This is a genomic window from Halomonas sp. NyZ770, assembly GCF_020616575.1.
GTDB classification, from domain to species: Bacteria; Pseudomonadota; Gammaproteobacteria; order Pseudomonadales; family Halomonadaceae; genus Vreelandella; species Vreelandella hamiltonii.
On the sequence record NZ_CP085143.1, the window covers coordinates 199,458 to 220,393 of the forward strand.

23 protein-coding genes are annotated in these 20,936 nt (G+C 57.8%); all 23 read left to right on the forward strand.

What is annotated here, in order from left to right:
- The first annotated feature begins 59 nt into the window (after positions 1-59).
- The 23 genes from rpoB to rplF all read left to right on the forward strand — a co-directional run bounded on the left by rpoB (position 60) and on the right by rplF (position 20,932).
- A complete protein-coding gene (rpoB, locus tag LG409_RS00920) occupies positions 60-4,136 on the forward strand; it encodes a DNA-directed RNA polymerase subunit beta (protein WP_227407438.1) in 4,077 nt (1,358 codons plus the stop codon).
- A 10-nt stretch (positions 4,137-4,146) separates the two neighbouring features.
- On the forward strand, positions 4,147-8,361 hold the full coding sequence (gene rpoC, locus LG409_RS00925; RefSeq protein WP_039180677.1) for a DNA-directed RNA polymerase subunit beta': 4,215 nt from the start codon (positions 4,147-4,149) through the stop codon (positions 8,359-8,361).
- 196 nt (positions 8,362-8,557) lie between these two features.
- Positions 8,558-8,932, forward strand: a complete 375-nt coding sequence (gene rpsL / locus LG409_RS00930; protein WP_009098973.1) for a 30S ribosomal protein S12 — start codon at positions 8,558-8,560, stop codon at positions 8,930-8,932.
- A 141-nt stretch (positions 8,933-9,073) separates the two neighbouring features.
- Positions 9,074-9,544: a 30S ribosomal protein S7 gene (rpsG, locus tag LG409_RS00935; protein WP_016915771.1), complete on the forward strand. Its 471-nt coding sequence runs from the start codon at positions 9,074-9,076 to the stop codon at positions 9,542-9,544.
- 167 nt (positions 9,545-9,711) lie between these two features.
- Complete coding sequence (gene fusA / locus LG409_RS00940) at positions 9,712-11,835, forward strand: elongation factor G (RefSeq protein WP_039180673.1); 2,124 nt, start codon at positions 9,712-9,714, stop codon at positions 11,833-11,835.
- Positions 11,836-11,864: 29 nt separating this feature from the next.
- Positions 11,865-13,058, forward strand: coding sequence for an elongation factor Tu (gene tuf / locus LG409_RS00945; protein ID WP_039180669.1), 1,194 nt, complete (start codon positions 11,865-11,867; stop codon positions 13,056-13,058).
- A gap of 159 nt (positions 13,059-13,217) precedes the next feature.
- Entirely contained in the window at positions 13,218-13,529 is a 312-nt protein-coding gene (rpsJ, locus tag LG409_RS00950) for a 30S ribosomal protein S10 (RefSeq protein WP_009098983.1), read from the forward strand.
- A gap of 150 nt (positions 13,530-13,679) precedes the next feature.
- Positions 13,680-14,318, forward strand: coding sequence for a 50S ribosomal protein L3 (gene rplC / locus LG409_RS00955; RefSeq protein WP_016915774.1), 639 nt, complete (start codon positions 13,680-13,682; stop codon positions 14,316-14,318).
- Positions 14,319-14,333: 15 nt separating this feature from the next.
- On the forward strand, positions 14,334-14,939 hold the full coding sequence (gene rplD, locus LG409_RS00960; RefSeq protein WP_096921646.1) for a 50S ribosomal protein L4: 606 nt from the start codon (positions 14,334-14,336) through the stop codon (positions 14,937-14,939).
- Positions 14,936-15,232 carry a 50S ribosomal protein L23 gene (gene rplW, locus LG409_RS00965; protein ID WP_016915776.1) on the forward strand — a complete coding sequence of 99 codons (297 nt, stop codon included), beginning with the start codon at positions 14,936-14,938 and terminating at the stop codon, positions 15,230-15,232. The genes rplD and rplW overlap by 4 nt, the downstream gene beginning before the upstream one ends.
- A 17-nt stretch (positions 15,233-15,249) precedes the next feature.
- Entirely contained in the window at positions 15,250-16,080 is an 831-nt protein-coding gene (rplB, locus tag LG409_RS00970) for a 50S ribosomal protein L2 (protein ID WP_016915777.1), read from the forward strand.
- Between the two features lie 33 nt (positions 16,081-16,113).
- The gene (gene rpsS / locus LG409_RS00975) at positions 16,114-16,389 is read left to right on the forward strand and encodes a 30S ribosomal protein S19 (protein WP_009098993.1); all 276 of its coding nucleotides are present in this window, start codon (positions 16,114-16,116) and stop codon (positions 16,387-16,389) included.
- Positions 16,390-16,407: 18 nt separating this feature from the next.
- Positions 16,408-16,740 carry a 50S ribosomal protein L22 gene (gene rplV, locus LG409_RS00980; RefSeq protein ID WP_010626471.1) on the forward strand — a complete coding sequence of 111 codons (333 nt, stop codon included), beginning with the start codon at positions 16,408-16,410 and terminating at the stop codon, positions 16,738-16,740.
- An 11-nt stretch (positions 16,741-16,751) separates the two neighbouring features.
- Complete coding sequence (gene rpsC / locus LG409_RS00985; RefSeq protein WP_016915778.1) at positions 16,752-17,459, forward strand: 30S ribosomal protein S3; 708 nt, start codon at positions 16,752-16,754, stop codon at positions 17,457-17,459.
- Between the two features lie 15 nt (positions 17,460-17,474).
- Positions 17,475-17,888, forward strand: a complete 414-nt coding sequence (rplP, locus tag LG409_RS00990; RefSeq protein ID WP_007112000.1) for a 50S ribosomal protein L16 — start codon at positions 17,475-17,477, stop codon at positions 17,886-17,888.
- The gene (rpmC, locus tag LG409_RS00995) at positions 17,888-18,079 is read left to right on the forward strand and encodes a 50S ribosomal protein L29 (protein ID WP_016915779.1); all 192 of its coding nucleotides are present in this window, start codon (positions 17,888-17,890) and stop codon (positions 18,077-18,079) included. The genes rplP and rpmC overlap by 1 nt, the downstream gene beginning before the upstream one ends.
- 1 nt (position 18,080) lies before the next feature.
- A complete protein-coding gene (gene rpsQ, locus LG409_RS01000) occupies positions 18,081-18,341 on the forward strand; it encodes a 30S ribosomal protein S17 (RefSeq protein WP_009723897.1) in 261 nt (86 codons plus the stop codon).
- A gap of 51 nt (positions 18,342-18,392) precedes the next feature.
- On the forward strand, positions 18,393-18,764 hold the full coding sequence (gene rplN / locus LG409_RS01005; protein WP_009723896.1) for a 50S ribosomal protein L14: 372 nt from the start codon (positions 18,393-18,395) through the stop codon (positions 18,762-18,764).
- A gap of 14 nt (positions 18,765-18,778) precedes the next feature.
- Entirely contained in the window at positions 18,779-19,093 is a 315-nt protein-coding gene (rplX, locus tag LG409_RS01010; protein WP_009723895.1) for a 50S ribosomal protein L24, read from the forward strand.
- Between the two features lie 18 nt (positions 19,094-19,111).
- The gene (gene rplE, locus LG409_RS01015) at positions 19,112-19,651 is read left to right on the forward strand and encodes a 50S ribosomal protein L5 (protein ID WP_016915781.1); all 540 of its coding nucleotides are present in this window, start codon (positions 19,112-19,114) and stop codon (positions 19,649-19,651) included.
- A 10-nt stretch (positions 19,652-19,661) separates the two neighbouring features.
- The gene (rpsN, locus tag LG409_RS01020) at positions 19,662-19,967 is read left to right on the forward strand and encodes a 30S ribosomal protein S14 (protein ID WP_026001935.1); all 306 of its coding nucleotides are present in this window, start codon (positions 19,662-19,664) and stop codon (positions 19,965-19,967) included.
- Between the two features lie 32 nt (positions 19,968-19,999).
- Positions 20,000-20,392 carry a 30S ribosomal protein S8 gene (gene rpsH / locus LG409_RS01025; protein ID WP_009723892.1) on the forward strand — a complete coding sequence of 131 codons (393 nt, stop codon included), beginning with the start codon at positions 20,000-20,002 and terminating at the stop codon, positions 20,390-20,392.
- A gap of 9 nt (positions 20,393-20,401) precedes the next feature.
- The gene (gene rplF / locus LG409_RS01030) at positions 20,402-20,932 is read left to right on the forward strand and encodes a 50S ribosomal protein L6 (protein WP_016915784.1); all 531 of its coding nucleotides are present in this window, start codon (positions 20,402-20,404) and stop codon (positions 20,930-20,932) included.
- The last annotated feature ends 4 nt before the right edge of the window (positions 20,933-20,936 follow it).

Genomic DNA, 20,936 nt, shown 5'->3' on the forward strand with positions numbered 1-20,936 from the left:
CGCCCGCGGGCAGATGACCACGCATCGGTCACCCATGGTGAACAAGCTGGGGAATACAGATGGCTTACTCATATACTGAGAAAAAACGCATCCGCAAGGATTTCGGCAAACTGCCCCAAGTGATGGATGTGCCTTACTTGCTGGCCATCCAGCTTGATTCCTACTACGACTTTCTCCAGCAGGATCGTTCGCCTGATGAGCGGCACGAAGTGGGTCTGCACGCGGCATTCAAGTCCGTGTTCCCGATCGAGAGCTTCTCGGGTAACGCTGCGCTGGAATATGTCAGCTATCGCTTCGGTACGCCGGCGTTCGATGTGAAGGAGTGTCAGCTGCGTGGCGTGACCTACTCCGCCCCGCTGCGCGTCAAGGTTCGCTTGATCATCTATGATCGCGACTCTTCGAACAAGGCTATCAAGGATATCAAAGAGCAGGAAGTCTACATGGGGGAGATCCCCCTGATGACCGAGAACGGTACCTTCGTCATCAACGGTACCGAGCGGGTAATCGTTTCCCAGCTCCACCGCTCACCCGGTGTGTTCTTCGATCATGACAAGGGCAAGAGCCACTCTTCCGGCAAGCTGCTCTACTCTGCTCGCGTGATTCCTTACCGTGGCTCCTGGCTCGACTTCGAGTTCGATCCGAAAGACAACGTCTTCGTGCGTATCGACCGTCGTCGCAAGCTGCCGGCTTCCGTGCTGATGCGCGCGCTGGGCATGAGCACCGAAGAGATCCTCGACGAGTTCTTCGAAACCAGTACTTTCCATATCGAAAAGTCTGGCTTCTCCGTGGAGCTGGTGCCTTCGCGCCTGCGCGGTGAAACCGCCACCTTCGACATCAAGGATGCCGATGGTGAGATTATCGTCGAAGAAGGCCGTCGGATTACCCAGAAGCACATCCGCCAGCTGGAAAAAGCGGGTCTGGAGCGTCTGGAAGTGCCGATGGAGTACCTGTTCGGCAAGACGCTGGCCAAAGACCAGATCGACACCAGGACGGGCGAGCTGATCTGCCCGTGCAACACCGAAATTACCCCAGAAGTGCTGGAGCGCATGGCTCAGGGCGGTATTACCCTGATCGAAACGCTCTACACCAATGACCTGGACTGCGGTTCCTTCGTTTCCGACACGCTGAAGCTGGACACTACCGGCTCGCAGCTGGAAGCGCTGGTCGAAATCTACCGCATGATGCGTCCTGGCGAGCCGCCCACCAAGGAAGCCGCCGAAACGCTGTTCCACAACCTGTTCTTCACCGAAGACCGCTACGACCTGTCGGGCGTGGGCCGGATGAAGTTCAACCGTCGTCTGCGTCGTGACTCCGACGTGGGCTCCGGTGTATTGGACCGCAAGGACATCCTCGATGTGCTGCGCGAACTGATCAACATCCGTAACGGCTTCGGTGACGTCGACGATATCGACCACTTGGGTAACCGCCGTATCCGCTGCGTCGGCGAAATGGCCGAGAACCAGTTCCGTGTAGGTCTGGTGCGCGTCGAGCGTGCGGTCAAAGAGCGTCTGTCCATGGCGGAGAGCGAAGGCCTGATGCCCCAGGACCTGATCAACGCCAAGCCCGTGGCGGCGGCGGTGAAAGAGTTCTTCGGTTCCAGCCAGCTGTCCCAGTTCATGGACCAGAACAACCCGCTGTCCGAGGTGACTCACAAGCGTCGTGTATCGGCACTCGGCCCGGGCGGTCTGACCCGTGAGCGCGCAGGCTTCGAAGTCCGTGACGTACACGCCACGCACTATGGTCGTCTGTGCCCGATCGAAACGCCGGAAGGCCCGAACATCGGTCTGATCAACTCGCTGGCCACCTACAGCCATACCAACAGCTATGGCTTCCTGGAAACGCCGTACCGCAAAGTGAATGCCTGTCAGGTCACTGACGACATCGTTCACCTGTCGGCGATCGAGGAGGGCGACTTCGTTATCGCCCAGGCGTCGGCGGCGGTAGATGAATCTGGCAAGCTGATCGATGACCTGGTGCAGGTACGCCACCGCGGCGAAACCACCTTCATGCGTCCTGAGCAAGTGACGCTGATGGACGTGTCTCCGCGTCAGGTGGTCTCGGTCGCAGCGGCCCTGATCCCGTTCCTGGAGCACGATGATGCCAACCGCGCCTTGATGGGTGCGAACATGCAGCGTCAGGCCGTTCCGACCCTGCGTGCCGACAAGCCGCTGGTCGGTACTGGCATGGAGCGCTTCGTGGCCCGCGACTCCGGCGTATGTGCCGTGGCGCGCCGTGGCGGCGTCATCGACTCCGTGGATGCGCGTCGTGTGGTGGTGCGGGTCAATGAAGATGAGATCATCGGCGGTGAAGCCGGCGTCGACATCTACAACCTGACCAAGTACACCCGCTCCAACCAGAACACCTGTATGAACCAGCGCCCCATCGTGCGGCCTGGCGACAGCGTGGCACGCGGCGATATTCTGGCCGACGGCCCGTCTGTCGACATGGGTGATCTGGCCCTGGGCCAGAACATGCGCATCGCGTTCATGCCCTGGAACGGTTACAACTTCGAAGACTCCATCCTGCTCTCCGAGCGTGTCGTTCAGGAAGATCGCTTCACCACGATTCACATTCAGGAACTGACCTGTGTGTCTCGTGACACCAAGCTGGGGCCGGAAGAGATCACCTCCGATATCCCCAACGTCGGTGAATCGGCGCTGGGCAAGCTGGACGAAGCGGGCGTTGTGTACATCGGTGCTGAAGTCGGCCCCGGCGATATTCTGGTGGGTAAGGTAACGCCGAAAGGTGAAACCCAGCTGACGCCGGAAGAGAAGCTGCTGCGCGCCATCTTTGGTGAGAAAGCCTCTGACGTGAAAGACACCTCCCTGCGCGCCCCCACCGGCATGAAGGGTACGGTCATCGATGTTCAGGTGTTCACCCGTGACGGCGTCGAGAAGGACTCCCGTGCCCTGTCCATCGAGCAGATGCAGCTGGACGAAGTACGCAAGGACCTGCAGGAGACCTACCGGATCGCCGAAGACGCGACGTTCGAGCGTCTGAAGCGCACCCTGGAAGGTCAGGCCGTCAACGGTGGCCCGAACCTGAAAAAAGGCGACGTGCTGAGCGAGACGTACCTGGACGAACTGCCCCGTCAGCAGTGGTTCAAGCTGCGCATGCAGGACGAAGCCTACAACGAACTGCTGGCCCAGGCCGATGAGCAGCTCGAAAACCGCCGTAAAGAGATGGACGAGCGTTTCGAAGACAAGAAACGCAAGCTGACCCAGGGCGACGACCTCGCGCCGGGCGTGCTGAAAATCGTCAAGGTCTACATGGCGGTCAAGCGTCGCATCCAGCCAGGCGACAAGATGGCCGGTCGTCACGGTAACAAGGGTGTTATCTCCGCGATCATGCCCATCGAAGACATGCCGTTCGACGAGAAGGGCGAGCCGGTGGACGTGGTACTGAACCCGCTGGGCGTACCGTCGCGCATGAACGTCGGTCAGATCCTGGAAACTCACCTGGGCATGGCGGCACGTGGCCTGGGCGTCAAGATCGAGGCCATGCTGCGTGATGCGCGTGGCCAGCAGGTTGCGGAAATTCGTGACTTCCTGGGGCAGGTCTACAACACGCCTGGCACCCGCATGGAGGACATCGATTCGCTGACCGACGAAGAAATCATCGCGCTGGCGAAAAACCTCAAAGGCGGTGTGCCCATGGCCACGCCGGTGTTTGACGGTGCCAAAGAGCACGAGATCAAGCACCTGCTGAAGCTGGCAGACATTCCGGAATCCGGTCAGATGGCGCTGTACGATGGTCGTACCGGCGATGCCTTCGACCGCCCGGTCACCGTTGGCTACATGTACATGCTGAAGCTTAACCACCTGGTAGACGACAAGATGCACGCGCGTTCTACCGGTTCTTACTCGCTGGTGACTCAGCAGCCCCTGGGTGGTAAGGCACAGTTCGGTGGTCAGCGCTTCGGTGAGATGGAAGTGTGGGCGTTGGAAGCCTACGGCGCTGCGTACACGCTACAAGAGATGCTCACCGTCAAGTCGGACGACGTCGAAGGCCGCACCAAGATGTACAAGAACATCGTGGATGGCGACCACACCATGCAGGCAGGCATGCCGGAATCCTTCAACGTACTCGTGAAGGAAATCCGCTCGCTGGGCATCGATATCGAGTTAGAGAGCTAGGAGCCGTCATATGAAAGATTTGGTGAAAGTACTCAAATCGCAGTCTCAGTCCGAAGAGTTCGACGCGATCAAGATTACCCTCGCGTCGCCGGACATGATTCGCTCCTGGTCGTTTGGCGAGGTGAAGAAGCCCGAGACCATCAACTACCGTACCTTCAAGCCGGAACGGGATGGTCTGTTCTGCGCCAAGATCTTTGGCCCGGTCAAGGACTACGAGTGTCTGTGCGGCAAGTACAAGCGCATGAAGCACCGTGGCATCATTTGTGAGAAGTGTGGCGTCGAAGTCACCAAGGCTGCCGTGCGCCGTGAGCGCATGGGCCACATCGAGCTGGCCTCGCCGGTCGCTCACATCTGGTTTTTGAAATCACTGCCGTCGCGTATCGGCATGTTCCTCGATATGACCCTGCGTGATATCGAGCGCGTGCTGTACTTCGAAAGCTTCGTGGTCATCGACCCGGGCATGACCACCCTGGAGCGTGGTCAGCTGCTCAACGACGAGCAGTACTTCGAAGCCCTGGAAGAGTTCGGCGATGACTTCGACGCCCGCATGGGTGCCGAAGCCGTTCAGGAACTGCTCAAGGACATCGATCTGGAAGAAGAGATCAACACGCTGCGCGAAGAGATTCCGCAGACCAACTCTGAAACCAAGATCAAGAAGCTCTCCAAGCGCCTGAAGCTGCTCGAAGCGTTCTACCACTCCGGCAATGCGCCGGCGTGGATGGTCATGGAAGTGCTGCCCGTGCTGCCGCCGGATTTGCGTCCGCTGGTGCCGCTGGACGGTGGCCGCTTCGCGACCTCCGATCTCAACGACCTCTACCGTCGTGTGATCAACCGTAACAACCGCCTGAAGCGTCTGCTGGACCTCAATGCGCCGGACATCATCGTGCGCAACGAGAAGCGTATGCTGCAGGAAGCGGTGGATGCGCTGCTGGACAACGGCCGTCGCGGCCGTGCCATCACTGGCTCCAACAAGCGTCCGCTGAAATCCCTTGCCGACATGATCAAGGGTAAGCAGGGCCGTTTCCGTCAGAACCTTCTGGGTAAGCGTGTCGACTACTCCGGCCGTTCGGTCATCACCGTGGGCCCGACGCTGCGTCTGCATCAGTGTGGTCTGCCGAAGAAGATGGCCCTCGAGCTGTTCAAGCCGTTCATCTACTCCAAGCTGCAGTCGCTGGGCCATGCGTCCACGATCAAAGCCGCGAAGAAGATGGTCGAGCGTGAACTGCCGGAAGTGTGGGATATTCTGGCCGACGTCATCCGCGAACACCCGGTACTGCTCAACCGTGCACCGACCCTGCACCGTCTGGGTATCCAGGCGTTCGAACCGCTGCTGATCGAAGGCAAGGCGATCCAGCTGCACCCGCTGGTGTGTGCGGCTTACAACGCCGACTTCGACGGTGACCAGATGGCGGTCCACGTACCGCTGACCCTGGAAGCCCAGCTCGAAGCGCGTGCGCTGATGATGGCCACCAACAACGTGCTGTCGCCCGCCAACGGCGAGCCGATCATCGTGCCGTCGCAGGACGTTGTTCTGGGTCTGTACTACATGACCCGCGAAAAGATCAACGCCAAGGGCGAAGGCATGGTGTTCTCTGACCTCAACGAGGTAGAGCGTGCCTTCGGTACTCAGTCCGTCTCGCTGCATGCCCGCGTCAAAGTGCGCCTGGATGAAGTGGACGTCGACGAAGAGACCGGCGAGCGCTCCGAGCATCGTCGCCTGTACGACACCACCGTGGGTCGTGCCCTGCTGTTCCGCATTCTGCCGGAAGGCGTACCGTTCGCGCTGATCGATCAGCCGATGAAGAAGAAGGCGATCTCCAGCCTGATCAACGAGGTGTATCGTCGTGCGGGCCTCAAGCCCACGGTCATCTTCGCTGACCAGCTGATGTACACCGGCTTCCGTCTGGCGACCTGGTCCGGCGCCTCGATCGGTGTCAACGACTTCGTCATTCCCGACGCCAAGACCGATATCGTCGAAGCGGCCGAAGCCGAAGTCAAAGAGATCGAAGACCAGTTCTCGTCCGGTCTGGTGACCGCAGGCGAGAAGTACAACAAGGTTATCGACATCTGGTCCAAGGCCAACGACAAGGTGGCCAAGGCGATGATGGTAGGTATCTCCAAGGAGACCGTCGTCGACCGTGAAGGCAATGAAGTGGAGCAGGACTCCTTCAACAGCGTCTTCATCATGGCCGATTCCGGTGCCCGTGGTAGCGCCGCCCAGATCCGTCAGCTGGCGGGTATGCGTGGTCTGATGGCCAAGCCGGATGGCTCGATCATCGAAACCCCCATCGTGGCCAACTTCCGTGAAGGTCTGAACGTACTGCAGTACTTCATCTCGACCCACGGTGCGCGTAAAGGTCTGGCGGATACGGCCCTGAAAACGGCCAACTCCGGTTACCTGACTCGCCGTCTGGTCGACGTGGCCCAGGATCTGGTGATCACCGAAATCGACTGTGGCACCGAGAACGGTCTGACGCTGCACCCGATCATTGAGGGTGGCGACATCATCGTACCGCTGTCACAGCGTGTACTGGGCCGAGTGGTGGCGCAGGACGTCATCGATCCGAGCACCGAAGAAGTACTGATCCCGCGCAACACGCTGCTCGACGAGAAGTGGTGTGCGTCGCTGGACACCATGGGTGTGGACGAGATCATCGTGCGCTCCACCATCACCTGTGACACCGCGCACGGCGTTTGTTCGTCCTGCTACGGTCGTGACCTGGCGCGTGGCCATCAGGTCAACATCGGTGAGTCGGTGGGTGTCATCGCTGCCCAGTCCATCGGTGAGCCGGGTACCCAGCTGACCATGCGTACGTTCCACATCGGTGGTGCGGCATCGCGTTCTTCGGCGGTCGACAGCGTACAGGTGAAGCACGGCGGTAAAGTACGCCTGCACAACATCAAGCACGTTGAGCGTGCCGACGGCAAACTGGTGGTGGTGTCTCGTTCAAGCGCCCTGGCCGTCGCCGACGATCATGGTCGTGAGCGTGAGTACTACAAGCTGCCTTACGGTGCCGAGCTGTCGGTTCGCGACGGTGACGTCGTCGACGCTGGCACGGTCGTGGCCAAGTGGGACCCGCACACCCATCCGATCATTGCGGAAGTGGAAGGTAAGGCCCAGTTCATCGATCTCGACGAAGGTGTCACCATGCACCGCAGCGTCGATGAAATGACCGGTCTCTCCTCCATCGAGGTCATCGAGTCGGCTGCCCGCCCGATGGCCGGCCGCGACAAGCGCCCGATGGTGATGCTGCAGGACGCCGCAGGCGAGTACGTGTCCGTGTCCGGTTCCAACACGCCGGTACAGTACCTGCTGCCCGGCAACTCGATCATCTCCGTGGACGACGGCTCGACCATCGGTGTGGGTGAAGTCGTTGCCCGTATCCCGGTAGAAGCCTCGGGTAACAAGGACATCACCGGTGGTCTGCCGCGCGTAGCCGACCTGTTCGAAGCGCGTAAGCCGAAAGAGTCGGCCATCCTGGCGGAAATTAGCGGTGTGGTGAGCTTCGGTAAAGAGACCAAGGGCAAGCGTCGTCTGACGATCACCCCGGAATCTGGCGATCCGTTCGAAGCGCTGATTCCGAAATGGCGTCAAATCGCCGTCTTCGAAGGCGAAGCCGTCGAGAAGGGCGAAGTGATTTCCGATGGCCCGAGCAACCCGCACGACATCCTGCGCCTGCTGGGTGTAGCGGAGCTGGCCAAGTACATCACTGCCGAAGTACAGGACGTATACCGTCTGCAAGGCGTAGGCATCAACGACAAGCACATCGAAGTCATCGTGCGTCAGATGCTGCGCAAGGTAGAGATCACCGATTCCGGCGACTCTGACTTCATCACCGGCGACCAGGCAGAACTGGTACGTGTGCTGGAGCAGAACGAGCGGCTGGAGAAAGAAGGCAAGTTCCCGGCCAAGTACCAACGCTTGCTGCTGGGTATCACCAAGGCCAGCCTGGCCACCGAGTCGTTCATTTCGGCGGCGTCGTTCCAGGAAACGACCCGCGTATTGACCGAAGCGGCGGTAACCGGCAAGCGCGATTACCTGCGTGGCCTGAAAGAAAACGTGGTAGTTGGACGTCTGATTCCGGCAGGTACCGGTCTGACTCACCACGCAGAGCGTCGTCGCAAGCGCGAAGACGTAGAGCGTCTGTTCAACCCCTCGGCTACCGAGGTTGAGCAGGAGCTGGGTGCTCAGTTGACCGCCCTGGATTCAGACGACGATCTGTAACCCAGGACAGGCCAAGAGCAGCCAAGAGCGGCTGGCCCTGAATGGCAGAACCTGGCGGTAAACCACCGCCAGGGCTTGACGCCAGGCAGGGTCAGCCTTTAGAATGCGCAGCCTTTAACAGTGGGGTGGGTGCGCCCGCATCCGCTGCTTGTATTTGTTAATAGGCCAAGGCAACCATTGGAGTCAGCTAAACACCATGGCAACGATTAATCAGCTAGTGCGCAAGCCGCGCAAGCGCCCCGTCACCAAGAGTGACGTGCCTGCGCTTCAGGCATGCCCGCAAAAGCGCGGCGTTTGTACGCGCGTTTACACCACCACCCCCAAGAAGCCGAACTCGGCCCTGCGTAAGGTTTGCCGTGTGCGCCTGACCAACGGTTTCGAAGTATCTTCTTACATCGGTGGTGAAGGTCACAACCTCCAGGAGCACTCTGTTGTTCTGATTCGCGGCGGTCGTGTAAAGGATTTGCCAGGTGTGCGTTATCACACCGTTCGTGGCGCCCTTGACACCTCTGGCGTACAGAACCGTAAGCAGGGTCGTTCCAAGTACGGTACCAAGCGTCCGAAGTCCTAAGGCGCTGAACGCAGCCTCATGGAGCGCTGCGGTGTTACCTTTTAACCGAATATGATGGTCTGATAAGAGTAAGGTCGGGCGGCGCCAAAGGCGCAAGCAGGTTCCGAGTTTACCTGAAGGATCCTTAATTGAGGGCTTATCATGCCTAGAAGAAGAGTTGTAGCTAAACGCGAAATCCTGCCGGATCCCAAGTTCGGAAGTGAGCGTCTGGCGAAGTTCATGAACCACCTGATGGTCAGCGGCAAGAAGTCCGTAGCTGAGCGCATCGTCTATGGTGCGTTGGACAAGGTTGCCGAGCGTAGTAAAGAAGAGCCGCTGGAAATCTTCGACAAGGCGCTGGAAACCATCCAGCCGATGGTCGAAGTAAAGTCGCGCCGCGTGGGTGGTGCTACTTATCAGGTGCCGGTTGAAGTTCGTCCGTCACGCCGCCAAGCGCTGGCAATGCGCTGGCTGGTAGACGCTGCGCGTCGTCGCGGTGAGAAAACGATGGTTCAGCGCCTGGCAGGTGAAATGCTGGATGCCGCTGAGGGCAAGGGCTCTGCTGTCAAGAAGCGTGAAGACGTGCACCGTATGGCAGAAGCCAACAAGGCCTTCTCTCACTATCGTTTCTAAGCTCGACGTTTCTGGATTCGTGTCGGTTTCTGCCGGTTGCACAGCGTTAAAAGTCTTTATCGTCATGTTGCAACACGCCGCCGCTATCGTTGTCGATGGCGGCGGTGGCATAAGCAGAAATGGCACCGCTGGATTAACGAGCATCGCCAACTAACGGGAGTTTCACCGTGGCACGCAAAACACCGCTTAATCGCTACCGTAACCTGGGGATTGTGGCTCACGTCGACGCAGGTAAAACTACCACCACTGAGCGTGTACTGTTTTACACTGGCGTAAACCACAAGCTGGGCGAAACGCATGAGGGTGCGTCTACGACCGACTGGATGGAGCAGGAGCAGGAGCGTGGTATCACTATCACCTCTGCTGCTGTAACCACCTTTTGGAAGGGGATGAATCATCAGTTTGATGAGCACCGTATCAACATCATCGACACCCCCGGGCACGTTGACTTCACTATCGAAGTTGAGCGTTCTCTGCGTGTTCTCGATGGTGCGGTCGTTGTACTGTGCGGTTCCTCCGGCGTTCAGCCGCAGACCGAAACCGTATGGCGTCAGGCCAACAAGTACGAAGTTCCGCGCATGGTGTTCGTCAACAAGATGGACCGTACCGGCGCTGATTTCTTTATGGTTGTCGACCAGCTGAAAGAGCGCCTGGGTGCCAACGCCGTGCCGATCCAGATTAACTGGGGCACGGAAGAAGACTTCAAGGGCGTTATCGACCTGATCGAGATGAAGGCTATCCTCTGGAACGAGGAAGACCTTGGAACGAGCTATGAGCTTGTAGATATCCCTGCAGAGTTGGTCGAAACCGCTGAAGAGTACCGTGAGCAGATGGTCGAAGCCGCTGCCGAGGCCTCTGAAGAGCTGATGGACAAGTACCTTGAACAAGGCGAGCTGAGCGTCGCTGAGATCAAGGCAGGCCTGCGCGCCCGTACATTGGCAAGCGAAGTCGTTCTAGTCACCTGTGGTTCTGCCTTCAAGAACAAAGGTGTTCAGGCGGTTCTGGACGCAGTAGTTGAATATCTGCCGTCACCAACGGAAGTCAAGGCCATTGAAGGTGAGCTGGACGACAAGGATGGTACTGTCGCAACTCGTGAAGCTGACGATAATGCTCCGTTTGCTGCACTGGCGTTCAAGATTGCTACCGACCCCTTCGTTGGTACTCTGACCTTCATTCGCGTCTACTCGGGCGTTCTGAAGTCTGGTGACGGCGTCTACAACTCCGTCAAGCAGAAGAAAGAGCGCGTTGGTCGTATCGTTCAGATGCACGCTAATACACGCGAAGAGATCAAGGAAGTACTGGCGGGCGACATCGCGGCCTGTATCGGCCTGAAAGACGTCACCACCGGTGACACCCTGTGCGATATCGATGACAAGATCGTTCTCGAGCGTATGGAGTTCCCGGATCCGGTGATCTCGGTTGCTGTTGAGCCGAAATCTAAAGCTGATCAAGAGAAAATGGGCGTTGCGCTTGGCAAGCTGGCCCAGGAAGATCCTTCGTTCCAGGTCAAGACCGACGAAGAGACCGGTCAAACCATTATCTCCGGTATGGGTGAGCTGCACCTGGACATCATCGTCGACCGCATGCGTCGCGAGTTCAAGGTAGAAGCCAATATCGGTAAGCCGCAGGTCGCCTACCGCGAAACCATTCGCGGCAGCGTCGAGCAGGAAGGCAAGTTCGTTCGTCAGTCTGGTGGTCGTGGTCAGTTCGGTCACGTCTGGCTGCGCATCGAGCCGCTGACTGCAGAAGAGAAGGGTGAAGGCGAAGAAGAAATCTTCTTCAAGTTCAACTCTGAAATCGTGGGTGGTGTGGTTCCCAAGGAATACGTCCCTGCGGTTGAAAAGGGTGCTTTCGAGCAGCTGAAAAACGGTGTCATCGCCGGTTACCCGATGATCGACGTCAAAGTCACGCTGTTTGATGGTTCCTACCATGACGTGGACTCGAACGAGACTGCGTTCAAGATTGCTTCTTCCATGGCAGTGAAAGAAGGTGCCCGGAAGGCCAAGGCCGTGCTGCTGGAGCCGGTGATGAAGGTCGAAGTCGTGACCCCCGAAGATTTTATGGGTGACGTCATGGGCGACCTGAACCGTCGTCGCGGCCTGGTGCAGGGCATGGATGACTCTTCCTCTGGTAAAGTCATTCGTGCAACGGTGCCACTGGGTGAGATGTTCGGTTACGCAACCGATCTGCGCTCACAGACCCAGGGCCGTGCGAGCTACTCTATGGAGTTCGCGAAGTACGAGGAGGCGCCCTCCAGCGTCGTTGAAGCCGTCATCAACCAAAACGGTTAACCGTTAGCTAACGTAAAGAGGTTATAGCAGTGGCTAAGGAAAAATTTGAACGTTCCAAACCGCACGTCAACGTCGGCACCATCGGTCACGTCGACCACGGTAAAACGACTCTGACAGCGGCCCTGACCCGCGTGTCTGCTGAGGTTTTCGGCGGCGACTGGCGTGCATTCGATACTATCGATAACGCACCGGAAGAGCGTGAGCGTGGTATCACCATCGCGACTTCTCACGTTGAGTACCAGTCCGAGCAGCGTCACTACGCGCACGTTGACTGCCCGGGACACGCTGACTACGTCAAGAACATGATCACTGGTGCTGCTCAGATGGACGGCGCTATCCTGGTATGTTCTGCCGCTGACGGCCCCATGCCGCAGACTCGCGAGCACATCCTGCTGTCTCGTCAGGTTGGCGTTCCGTTCATCGTTGTGTTCCTGAACAAAGCGGACATGGTCGATGACGAGGAGCTGCTCGAGCTGGTCGAAATGGAAGTTCGTGAACTTCTGAACGAGTACGACTTCCCGGGTGACGACACTCCGATCATCACTGGTTCTGCGCTGATGGCTCTGAACGGTGAAGACGAGAACGGCATGGGTACCACCGCCGTTACCAACCTGATCAAAGCTCTGGATGACTACATCCCTGAGCCGGAGCGTGCTATCGACCAGCCGTTCCTGATGCCGATCGAAGACGTATTCTCTATCTCTGGCCGTGGTACTGTTGTTACCGGTCGTGTAGAGCGCGGTATCGTTAAAGCCGGTGAGGAAGTGGAAATCGTGGGTATCCGCGACACCACCAAAACCACCGTTACTGGCGTTGAAATGTTCCGTAAGCTGCTCGACGAAGGTCGTGCAGGTGAGAACGTTGGCGCGCTGCTGCGTGGCACCAAGCGTGATGACGTCGAGCGTGGCCAGGTTCTGGCCAAGCCGGGCACCATCAACCCGCACACCACGTTCGAAGCCGAAGTATACGTACTGTCCAAGGAAGAAGGTGGTCGTCACACGCCTTTCTTCAAGGGCTACCGTCCCCAGTTCTACTTCCGTACCACCGACGTAACCGGTACTTGTGAACTGCCGGAAGGCGTTGAAATGGTAATGCCGGGCGATAACATCAAAATGGTTATCACCCTGATCGCTCCGATCGCCATGGACGAAGGTCTGCGCTTCGCTATCCGCGAAGGTGGCCGTACCGTAGGTGCTGGCGTCGTAGCCAAGATCGTCAAGTAAGCTGTTGGCTTGATGATGCAAGGGGGCTCGCAAGAGCCCCCTTTTCTGCGCACCAATCGCAAATGTTTGACATGGCCGATTGGCGTGCCTATAATGCGCATCCTTTGAATGCGTGGGTAGACGGCTCGCGCCGTCGACATCCATTGGAGTTTAGGGCAAATGCAGAACCAAAAGATTCGCATTCGGTTGAAAGCGTTCGACCATCGCCTGATCGATCAGTCCACTGCGGAAATCGTTGAAACCGCTAAGCGTACTGGTGCTCAGGTTCGTGGTCCGATCCCGCTGCCGACCAATCGCGAGCGCTATACCATCCTGATTTCTCCGCACGTCAACAAGGACGCGCGCGATCAGTATGAGATTCGCACTCACAAGCGTGTGCTCGACATCGTTGAGCCGACCGAGAAAACCGTTGATGCGCTGATGAAGCTCGACCTCGCCGCTGGCGTAGACGTGCAAATCAAGCTCGACTAATACACTAGACACTTTGCGGCCCAGCGCTCATCGCCATCTGTCGAGAGCAGCAGCCGCCGCGCCGTGAGGCGCCACACAATGTGCTAGTGGAATGCTCTGGAAAGGGCAGCCATAGCGGGTGATAGCCCCGTACACTATAGGAGACTGAGCATGACTATCGGTTTAGTCGGTATCAAGGCCGGGATGACCCGCGTCTTTACCGAAGACGGCGCATCCGTGCCCGTGACCGTTATTGAAGTTGATCCTAACCGTGTAACGCGCGTCAAGACGCTTGAGTCTGACGGCTACGCAGCGGTTCAGGTCACTACTGGTTCTCGTAAAGCCAAGCACCTCACCAAAGCGCAAGCGGGTCAGTTTGCCAAGGCGGGTGTCGAGGCTGGTCGTTCGCTGATGGAATTCCGCCTCGCAGAAGGCGAAGAAGCTCCTGAAGTGGGTGGCGAACTCACCGTATCCCTCTTCGAAGCTGGTCAAAAGATCGACGTGACCGGCACCTCTAAGGGTAAAGGCTTCCAGGGTGCTGTTAAGCGCTGGAACTTCCGTACCCAAGACAACAGCCATGGTAACTCCCTGTCGCATCGTGCGCCGGGTTCTATCGGCATGTGTCAGACACCTGGTCGCGTATTCAAGGGCAAGAAAATGGCCGGTCAAATGGGTAACACCCGTTGCACCGTACAGAGCCTTGAGATCGTCCGTGTCGACGCCGAGCGTAACCTGCTGCTGATCAAGGGCGCTGTACCGGGAGCGACCGGTAGCAACGTTATCGTTCGCAGCGCCGTGAAAGCTGGCTGAAGGGGATAATTACCAATGAATCTGAATCTTGCTGCAGGCACGGGTACCGTTGAAGTAGCCGACGCCACTTTTGGCAAAGAATTCAACGAAGCGCTGGTGCACCAGGTCGTCACTGCCTATCTGGCAGCTGGTCGTCAGGGTACACGCGCTCAAAAGAGCCGTTCCGACGTGCGTGGCGGTGGTAAGAAGCCGTGGCGTCAGAAGGGTACCGGTCGTGCACGCGCTGGTACTATCCGCTCTCCGCTGTGGCGCAGCGGTGGTGTTACTTTCGCGGCGCGTCCTCAGGACTACACCCAGAAAGTAAACCGCAAGATGTACCGCGCGGCGATGCGCTCCATCCTGTCTGAGCTGGTCCGTCAAGAGCGCCTGGTCGCGATTGAAGAGTTCAGCGTAGAAGCGCCGAAGACCAAGCAGGTAGCTGCCAAGCTGAAAGAGCTCAACCTTGAGAAAGTGTTGATCGTCACTGAAGAAGTCGACGAAACGCTCTATCTGGCCGCACGCAACCTTCCCCACGTTGACGTGGTGGATGTCGCTGCAGCTGATCCGGTGAGCCTGGTTGCCTTTGACAAGGTCCTGGTCACCGTCTCCGCCCTGCGTAAATTCGAGGAGAAGCTGGCATGAACCAGGAACGCGTATTCAAGGTTCTGCTTGGACCGCACGTGACCGAAAAGGCCGCGATGGCAGCCGAGCGCAACCAGTACGTTTTCAAGGTGGCACCCGATGCTACCAAGCCCGAGATCAAGAAAGCCGTTGAAGCACTGTTCGGCAAGAAGGTCGGTGGCGTTCAGGTACTGAACGTCAAGGGTAAAACCAAGCGTACTGCTCACGGCGTTGGCCTGCGTAAGGGTTACCGCAAGGCGTATGTGACCCTGGCTGCGGGTGAAACGCTCGAAGACTTCTCTGGCGCCGAATAAGGGCAGGAGTACGGATAATGGCAATCGTCAAGACCAAACCCACATCCGCCGGTCGTCGCCACGTCGTCAAGATCGTTGGTGAGGAACTGTACAAGGGCCGTGCTTATGCACCGCTTTTGGAAAAACAGTCCAAGTCCGGTGGCCGTAACAACTACGGTCGCATCACCACCCGCCACGTGGGCGGTGGTCACCGTCATCACTATCGGTTGATCGACTTCAAGCGCACCAAGGATGGCATTCCGGCCACCGTTGAGCGTCTGGAGCACGACCCGAACCGCAGTGCGCACATTGCACTGCTGAAATATGCCGATGGCGAGCGTCGTTACATCATTGCACCGAAAGGCGTCAGCGCCGGTGACGTGCTGGAATCTGGTGTCAACGCGCCCATCAAGAAAGGCAATGCCTTGCCGCTGCGTAACATCCCGCTCGGTTCTACCGTTCACGGTATCGAACTGAAGCCGGGTAAAGGCGCGCAGATTGCTCGCAGTGCCGGTACTAGCGCTCAGCTGGTTGCTCGTGAAGGTAACTACGCCACCCTGCGTCTTCGCTCTGGCGAAATGCGCAAGGTCCTGGCCGAGTGCCGCGCGACCCTGGGCGAAGTGAGCAACTCCGAGCACAGCCTGCGTCAACTTGGCAAGGCCGGTGCGAAGCGCTGGAGAGGCGTGCGTCCGACAGTTCGCGGCGTCGCGATGAACCCTGTGGATCACCCGCACGGTGGTGGCGAAGGCCGCACCAGCGGTGGCCGTCACCCGGTTACTCCGTGGGGCGTGCCGACCAAGGGTCACAAGACGCGTAAGAACAAGCGCACCGACAAGCTGATCGTACGTCGTCGTAACAAGACGCGTTGATCTAAATTGCCAAGACATTAAGAGGTAACGGCTGTGCCACGTTCACTAAAGAAAGGTCCCTTCATTGACCTTCATCTTTTGAAGAAGGTAGAGGCTGCAGTGGAGAAGAACGACCGTAAACCGATCAAGACCTGGTCGCGTCGTTCGATGATCCTGCCAAACATGGTAGGCCTCACAATCGCTGTCCATAACGGTCGCCAACACGTCCCGGTGCACGTCTCCGAGGAAATGGTTGGTCACAAGCTGGGCGAATTCGCTGCCACTCGCACTTATCGCGGGCATGCGGCGGACAAGAAAGCCAAACGGTAAGCCAGAGAGGATTGAGAGATGGAAGTCACAGCTAAGCTGCGTGGCGCTCGTTTATCCGCCCAGAAGGCCCGTTTGGTGGCTGACCAGGTGCGCGGTAAACCGGTCGCCGAAGCACTCGACCTGCTGACCTTCTCACCGAAGAAGGCTGCCAAGCTAGTCAAGAAAGTGCTGCAGTCCGCCATTGCAAACGCGGAAGAAAATAACGGCATGGATATCGACGAGCTGCGTGTCTCGACCATCTGCGTCGATGAGGGCATGACGCTCAAGCGTATCAAGCCGCGTGCCAAAGGCCGCGCGGATCGTATCTTGAAGCGCACCTGCCACATCACCGTCAAGGTAGCCGAGAAGTAGGAGTCGACCAGATGGGTCAGAAAGTCAATCCAACAGGCATTCGACTGGGCATCGTCAAAGACCATGCTTCTGTCTGGTATGCCGAGCGCGGCGCCTATGCCGATAAGCTCAACAACGATCTCGAAGTGCGCAGCTTCCTGGACGAGCGTCTGAAAAGCGCCTCCGTAAGCCGCATTCACATCGAGCGTCCGGCGAACAATGCCCGCATCACCATTCACACTGCCCGTCCGGGTATCGTGATTGGCAAGAAAGGTGAAGATGTCGACCGTCTGCGTCGTGATCTGACCGAGATGATGGGCGTTCCGGTACATGTGAACATCGAAGAAGTTCGCAAGCCCGAGCTGGATGCCAAGCTGGTTGCTGCCAACGTGGCAGGTCAGCTTGAGCGTCGCGTCATGTTCCGTCGTGCCATGAAGCGCGCGGTACAGAACGCAATGCGTCTTGGCGCTGGCGGCATCAAGATTCAGCTGTCAGGTCGTCTGGGTGGCGCCGAAATCGCACGTACCGAATGGTACCGCGAAGGTCGCGTTCCGCTGCACACTCTGCGTGCGGACATCGACTACGCCACTTACGAAGCTCACACCACCTACGGCGTCATCGGCGTCAAAGTGTGGATCTTCAAGGGTGAAATCCTCGGCGGTATCGAGGAAGTACGTGCCAAGGCCAAGCAACAGCAACAGCCTGCCGGCAACGCGCCCAAGAAGAAAGGTTCCAGGTAAGGGGAGAGCGAGTCGATGTTACAGCCCAAGCGTATGAAATTCCGCAAGATGATGAAAGGCCGCAACCGTGGCCTGGCGCATCGCGGAAGCAAGATCAGCTTCGGGGAGTACGGCCTCAAGGCAACCGGTCGCGGCCGCATCACTGCGCGCCAGATCGAAGCTGGCCGTCGTGCGATCACACGTCACGTCAAGCGTGGCGGTAAAATCTGGATCCGCGTTTTCCCTGACAAGCCGATTTCCAAGAAGCCGCTCGAAGTTCGTATGGGTAAGGGTAAAGGTTCAGTTGAGTACTGGGTAGCCCAGATCCAGCCGGGTCGGGTCCTGTATGAAATTGAAGGTGTATCCGAAGAGCTGGCCCGTGAAGCATTTGAACTGGCCGCCCAGAAGATGCCCCTGTCCACCACCTTTGCGAAACGGACGGTGATGTGATGAAAGCCCAGGAAATTCGTGAAAAGTCCGTAGGAGAGCTCCAAGAGCAGCTCCTCGAGCTCCTCCGCGAGCAGTTTAACCTGCGCATGCAGAAGGCCACTGGCCAACTGAGCCAGACTCATCTGCTCAAGCAGGTCCGTCGGGATATCGCCCGCGTTAAGACTGTGCTCAACGAGAAGGCAGGTGATTGAGATGGCCGAAGAGAAAAAAACACGTACGCTGACCGGCAAGGTGGTCAGCGACAAGATGGACAAGTCCATCGTCGTCATGATCGAGCGTCGTGAGCGTCACCCGATCTACGGAAAATACGTCAAGCGCTCCACCAAGCTGCACGCCCATGATGAGGCGAACCAGGCAAAGGCAGGCGATACGGTTTCCATTCAGGAGTGCCGTCCGCTTTCCAAGAAGAAAGCCTGGACGCTGGTCGAGGTGGTCGAGCAGGCCAAGGGTTAATCCCCTGCGTCTGTTCAACCAGTGCAGTCAGATTAGGTTTGGAGAAAACCGATGATTCAGACTCAGACAATGCTGGATGTCGCCGACAACAGCGGAGCGCGCCGGGTGCAATGCATCAAGGTGCTGGGCGGTTCACACCGTCGCTACGCCCGCGTTGGTGACGTCATTAAAGTAACGGTCAAAGAAGCTATTCCTCGTGGCAAGGTCAAAAAAGGCCAGGTCCTCAAGGCAGTAGTCGTTCGTACCCGTAGTGGCGTCCGTCGTAGTGACGGTTCGCTGATCCGTTTCGATGGAAATGCGGCAGTTTTGTTGAATAACACCAACGAACAGCCGATCGGCACGCGTATCTTCGGGCCGGTAACTCGTGAACTTCGTAATGAGAAGTTCATGAAGATCATTTCCCTAGCGCCTGAAGTGCTGTAAGGAGCGAGGCGGATATGCAAAAGATCAAACGTGACGATGAAGTCATCGTCATCGCCGGGAAGGATAAGGGCAAGCGTGGCACTGTGAAGCGGGTACTTGAAAACCGTTTCGTGGTGTCCGGTGTGAATATGATCAAGCGTCACACCAAGCCTAATCCCATGGCGGGAAATCAGGGCGGTATCGTCGAGCGTGAGGCTCCGATTCACGCGTCCAACGTAGCCATCTTCAATTCGGAGACCGGTAAGGCGGATCGCGTCGGCTTCCAGGTGAAGGAAGACGGTACCAAGGTACGTATCTACAAGTCGACGCAGACGCAGATCGACGCCTAACGCGAGTCGGGTAGCATAATGGCGAACTTGAAAGAACGTTATCAAAACGAGGTGGTAGCTCAACTCAAAGAGCAGTTCAGCTACGCCAACGTAATGCAGGTACCCCGGATCACGAAAGTGACTCTGAACATGGGTATCGGCGAAGCGGTCAGCGACAAAAAGCTGATCGACAATGCCATCGGCGACCTGGAGAAGCTTTCCGGTCAGAAGCCGCTGGTGACCAAGGCACGCAAGTCCATCGCGGGCTTCAAGGTGCGCGAAGGTTGGCCGATCGGTATCAAAGTGACACTGCGCTCCGAGCGTATGTGGGACTTCCTGGACCGTCTGGTGAACATTGCCATCCCACGCGTGCGTGACTTCCGTGGTCTCAACCCGAAGTCCTTCGACGGTCGCGGCAACTACTCCATGGGTGTGCGTGAGCAGATCATCTTCCCGGAGATCGAATATGATAAAGTCGATCGTGTACGGGGACTGGACGTCACTATCACTACTACCGCCAACACCGACGAGGAAGGTCGTGCGCTGCTTGCAGCACTGAACTTCCCGTTCAAGAAATAAGGGTTGGATCATGGCTAAGAAAAGTATGATAGAGCGTGAGCTCAAGCGTACTCAGCTAGTCGAGAAGTTTGCGGCTAAGCGCGCAGAGCTCAAGAAAATCATCTCGGACGTGAACGCTTCTGAAGAAGATCGTTTCGAGGCGACGCTGAAGCTGCAGCAACTGCCGCGCGACTCCAGCCCGGTGCGTCAGCGTAACCGCTGCCGCGTGACTGGCCGTCCGCACGGCTTTTACAACAAGTTCGGCCTCGGCCGTAACAAGCTGCGTGAAGCCGCCATGCGTGGCGACGTCCCTGGCCTCAAAAAGTCCAGCTGGTAACGCCACGTAGAATCATCAGGAGCGCACATTAAATGAGCATGCAAGACACTCTGGCGGATATGTTTACCCGTATCCGCAATGCGCAGATGGCCACCAAGGAGACGGCTACCATGCCGTCCTCCAAACTGAAAGTCGAAGTGGCCCGAGTGCTAAAGGAAGAAGGCTACATTACCGACTTTACGGTGGCTGAAGGCGTCAAACCCGAGCTGACCGTTACTCTCAAGTACTTTGAGGGTAAGCCGGTTATCGAGCACATTCAGCGGGTTTCCAAGCCGTCTCTGCGTCAGTACAAGGGCAAGGACAACCTGCCCAAGGTAGCCGATGGCCTGGGTATCGCGATTGTCACCACCTCTAATGGTGTCATGACCGATCGTGCCGCGCGCCAGGCTGGCGTCGGTGGCGAAGTCATCTGCACCGTATTCTAGGAGGCTGGAATGTCCCGCATAGCGAAATATCCGGTTAAAGTGCCTGCTGGCGTTGATGTCAAAATCGATGCTGGCCAGCTGACCGCCAAAGGCGGCCAGGGCACGCTGTCTATGCCCATTCACCAGGACGTGGTGATTGGTCAAGAAGACGGCCAGCTGACCTTCGCCCCGAGTGAGTCTGCCAAGAGCTGGGCAATGGCCGGTACTACCCGCGCCTTGGTTCAGAACCTGGTTACGGGCGTATCCGAGGGTTTCACAAAAACTCTCGAAATTGTTGGCGTCGGTTATCGTGCCCAAGCTAAGGGCCAGACGCTCAATCTTTCACTGGGCTTCTCGCACCCGGTCGACTACGAACTGCCTAAAGGTGTTACAGCGGAAACGCCGAAGAACACCGTGATCGTGCTGAAAAGCGCGGACAAGCAGATGCTCGGTCAGTGCGCCGCGGAAATCCGCGCCTTCCGTCCGCCTGAGCCGTACAAAGGCAAGGGTGTACGTTACGCCGACGAGCAGGTGCGTCGCAAAGAAGCCAAGAAGAAGTAAGGCA

Coding starts and splice junctions, on each gene's coding strand:
- rpoB (WP_227407438.1), top strand. CDS start 60: ATGGCTTACTCATATACTGAGAAAAAACGCATCCGCAAGGATTTCGGC.
- rpoC (WP_039180677.1), top strand. CDS start 4,147: ATGAAAGATTTGGTGAAAGTACTCAAATCGCAGTCTCAGTCCGAAGAG.
- rpsL (WP_009098973.1), top strand. CDS start 8,558: ATGGCAACGATTAATCAGCTAGTGCGCAAGCCGCGCAAGCGCCCCGTC.
- rpsG (WP_016915771.1), top strand. CDS start 9,074: ATGCCTAGAAGAAGAGTTGTAGCTAAACGCGAAATCCTGCCGGATCCC.
- rpsJ (WP_009098983.1), top strand. CDS start 13,218: ATGCAGAACCAAAAGATTCGCATTCGGTTGAAAGCGTTCGACCATCGC.
- rplC (WP_016915774.1), top strand. CDS start 13,680: ATGACTATCGGTTTAGTCGGTATCAAGGCCGGGATGACCCGCGTCTTT.
- rplD (WP_096921646.1), top strand. CDS start 14,334: ATGAATCTGAATCTTGCTGCAGGCACGGGTACCGTTGAAGTAGCCGAC.
- rplW (WP_016915776.1), top strand. CDS start 14,936: ATGAACCAGGAACGCGTATTCAAGGTTCTGCTTGGACCGCACGTGACC.
- rplB (WP_016915777.1), top strand. CDS start 15,250: ATGGCAATCGTCAAGACCAAACCCACATCCGCCGGTCGTCGCCACGTC.
- rplV (WP_010626471.1), top strand. CDS start 16,408: ATGGAAGTCACAGCTAAGCTGCGTGGCGCTCGTTTATCCGCCCAGAAG.
- rpsC (WP_016915778.1), top strand. CDS start 16,752: ATGGGTCAGAAAGTCAATCCAACAGGCATTCGACTGGGCATCGTCAAA.
- rplP (WP_007112000.1), top strand. CDS start 17,475: ATGTTACAGCCCAAGCGTATGAAATTCCGCAAGATGATGAAAGGCCGC.
- rpmC (WP_016915779.1), top strand. CDS start 17,888: ATGAAAGCCCAGGAAATTCGTGAAAAGTCCGTAGGAGAGCTCCAAGAG.
- rpsQ (WP_009723897.1), top strand. CDS start 18,081: ATGGCCGAAGAGAAAAAAACACGTACGCTGACCGGCAAGGTGGTCAGC.
- rplN (WP_009723896.1), top strand. CDS start 18,393: ATGATTCAGACTCAGACAATGCTGGATGTCGCCGACAACAGCGGAGCG.
- rplX (WP_009723895.1), top strand. CDS start 18,779: ATGCAAAAGATCAAACGTGACGATGAAGTCATCGTCATCGCCGGGAAG.
- rplE (WP_016915781.1), top strand. CDS start 19,112: ATGGCGAACTTGAAAGAACGTTATCAAAACGAGGTGGTAGCTCAACTC.
- rpsN (WP_026001935.1), top strand. CDS start 19,662: ATGGCTAAGAAAAGTATGATAGAGCGTGAGCTCAAGCGTACTCAGCTA.
- rpsH (WP_009723892.1), top strand. CDS start 20,000: ATGAGCATGCAAGACACTCTGGCGGATATGTTTACCCGTATCCGCAAT.
- rplF (WP_016915784.1), top strand. CDS start 20,402: ATGTCCCGCATAGCGAAATATCCGGTTAAAGTGCCTGCTGGCGTTGAT.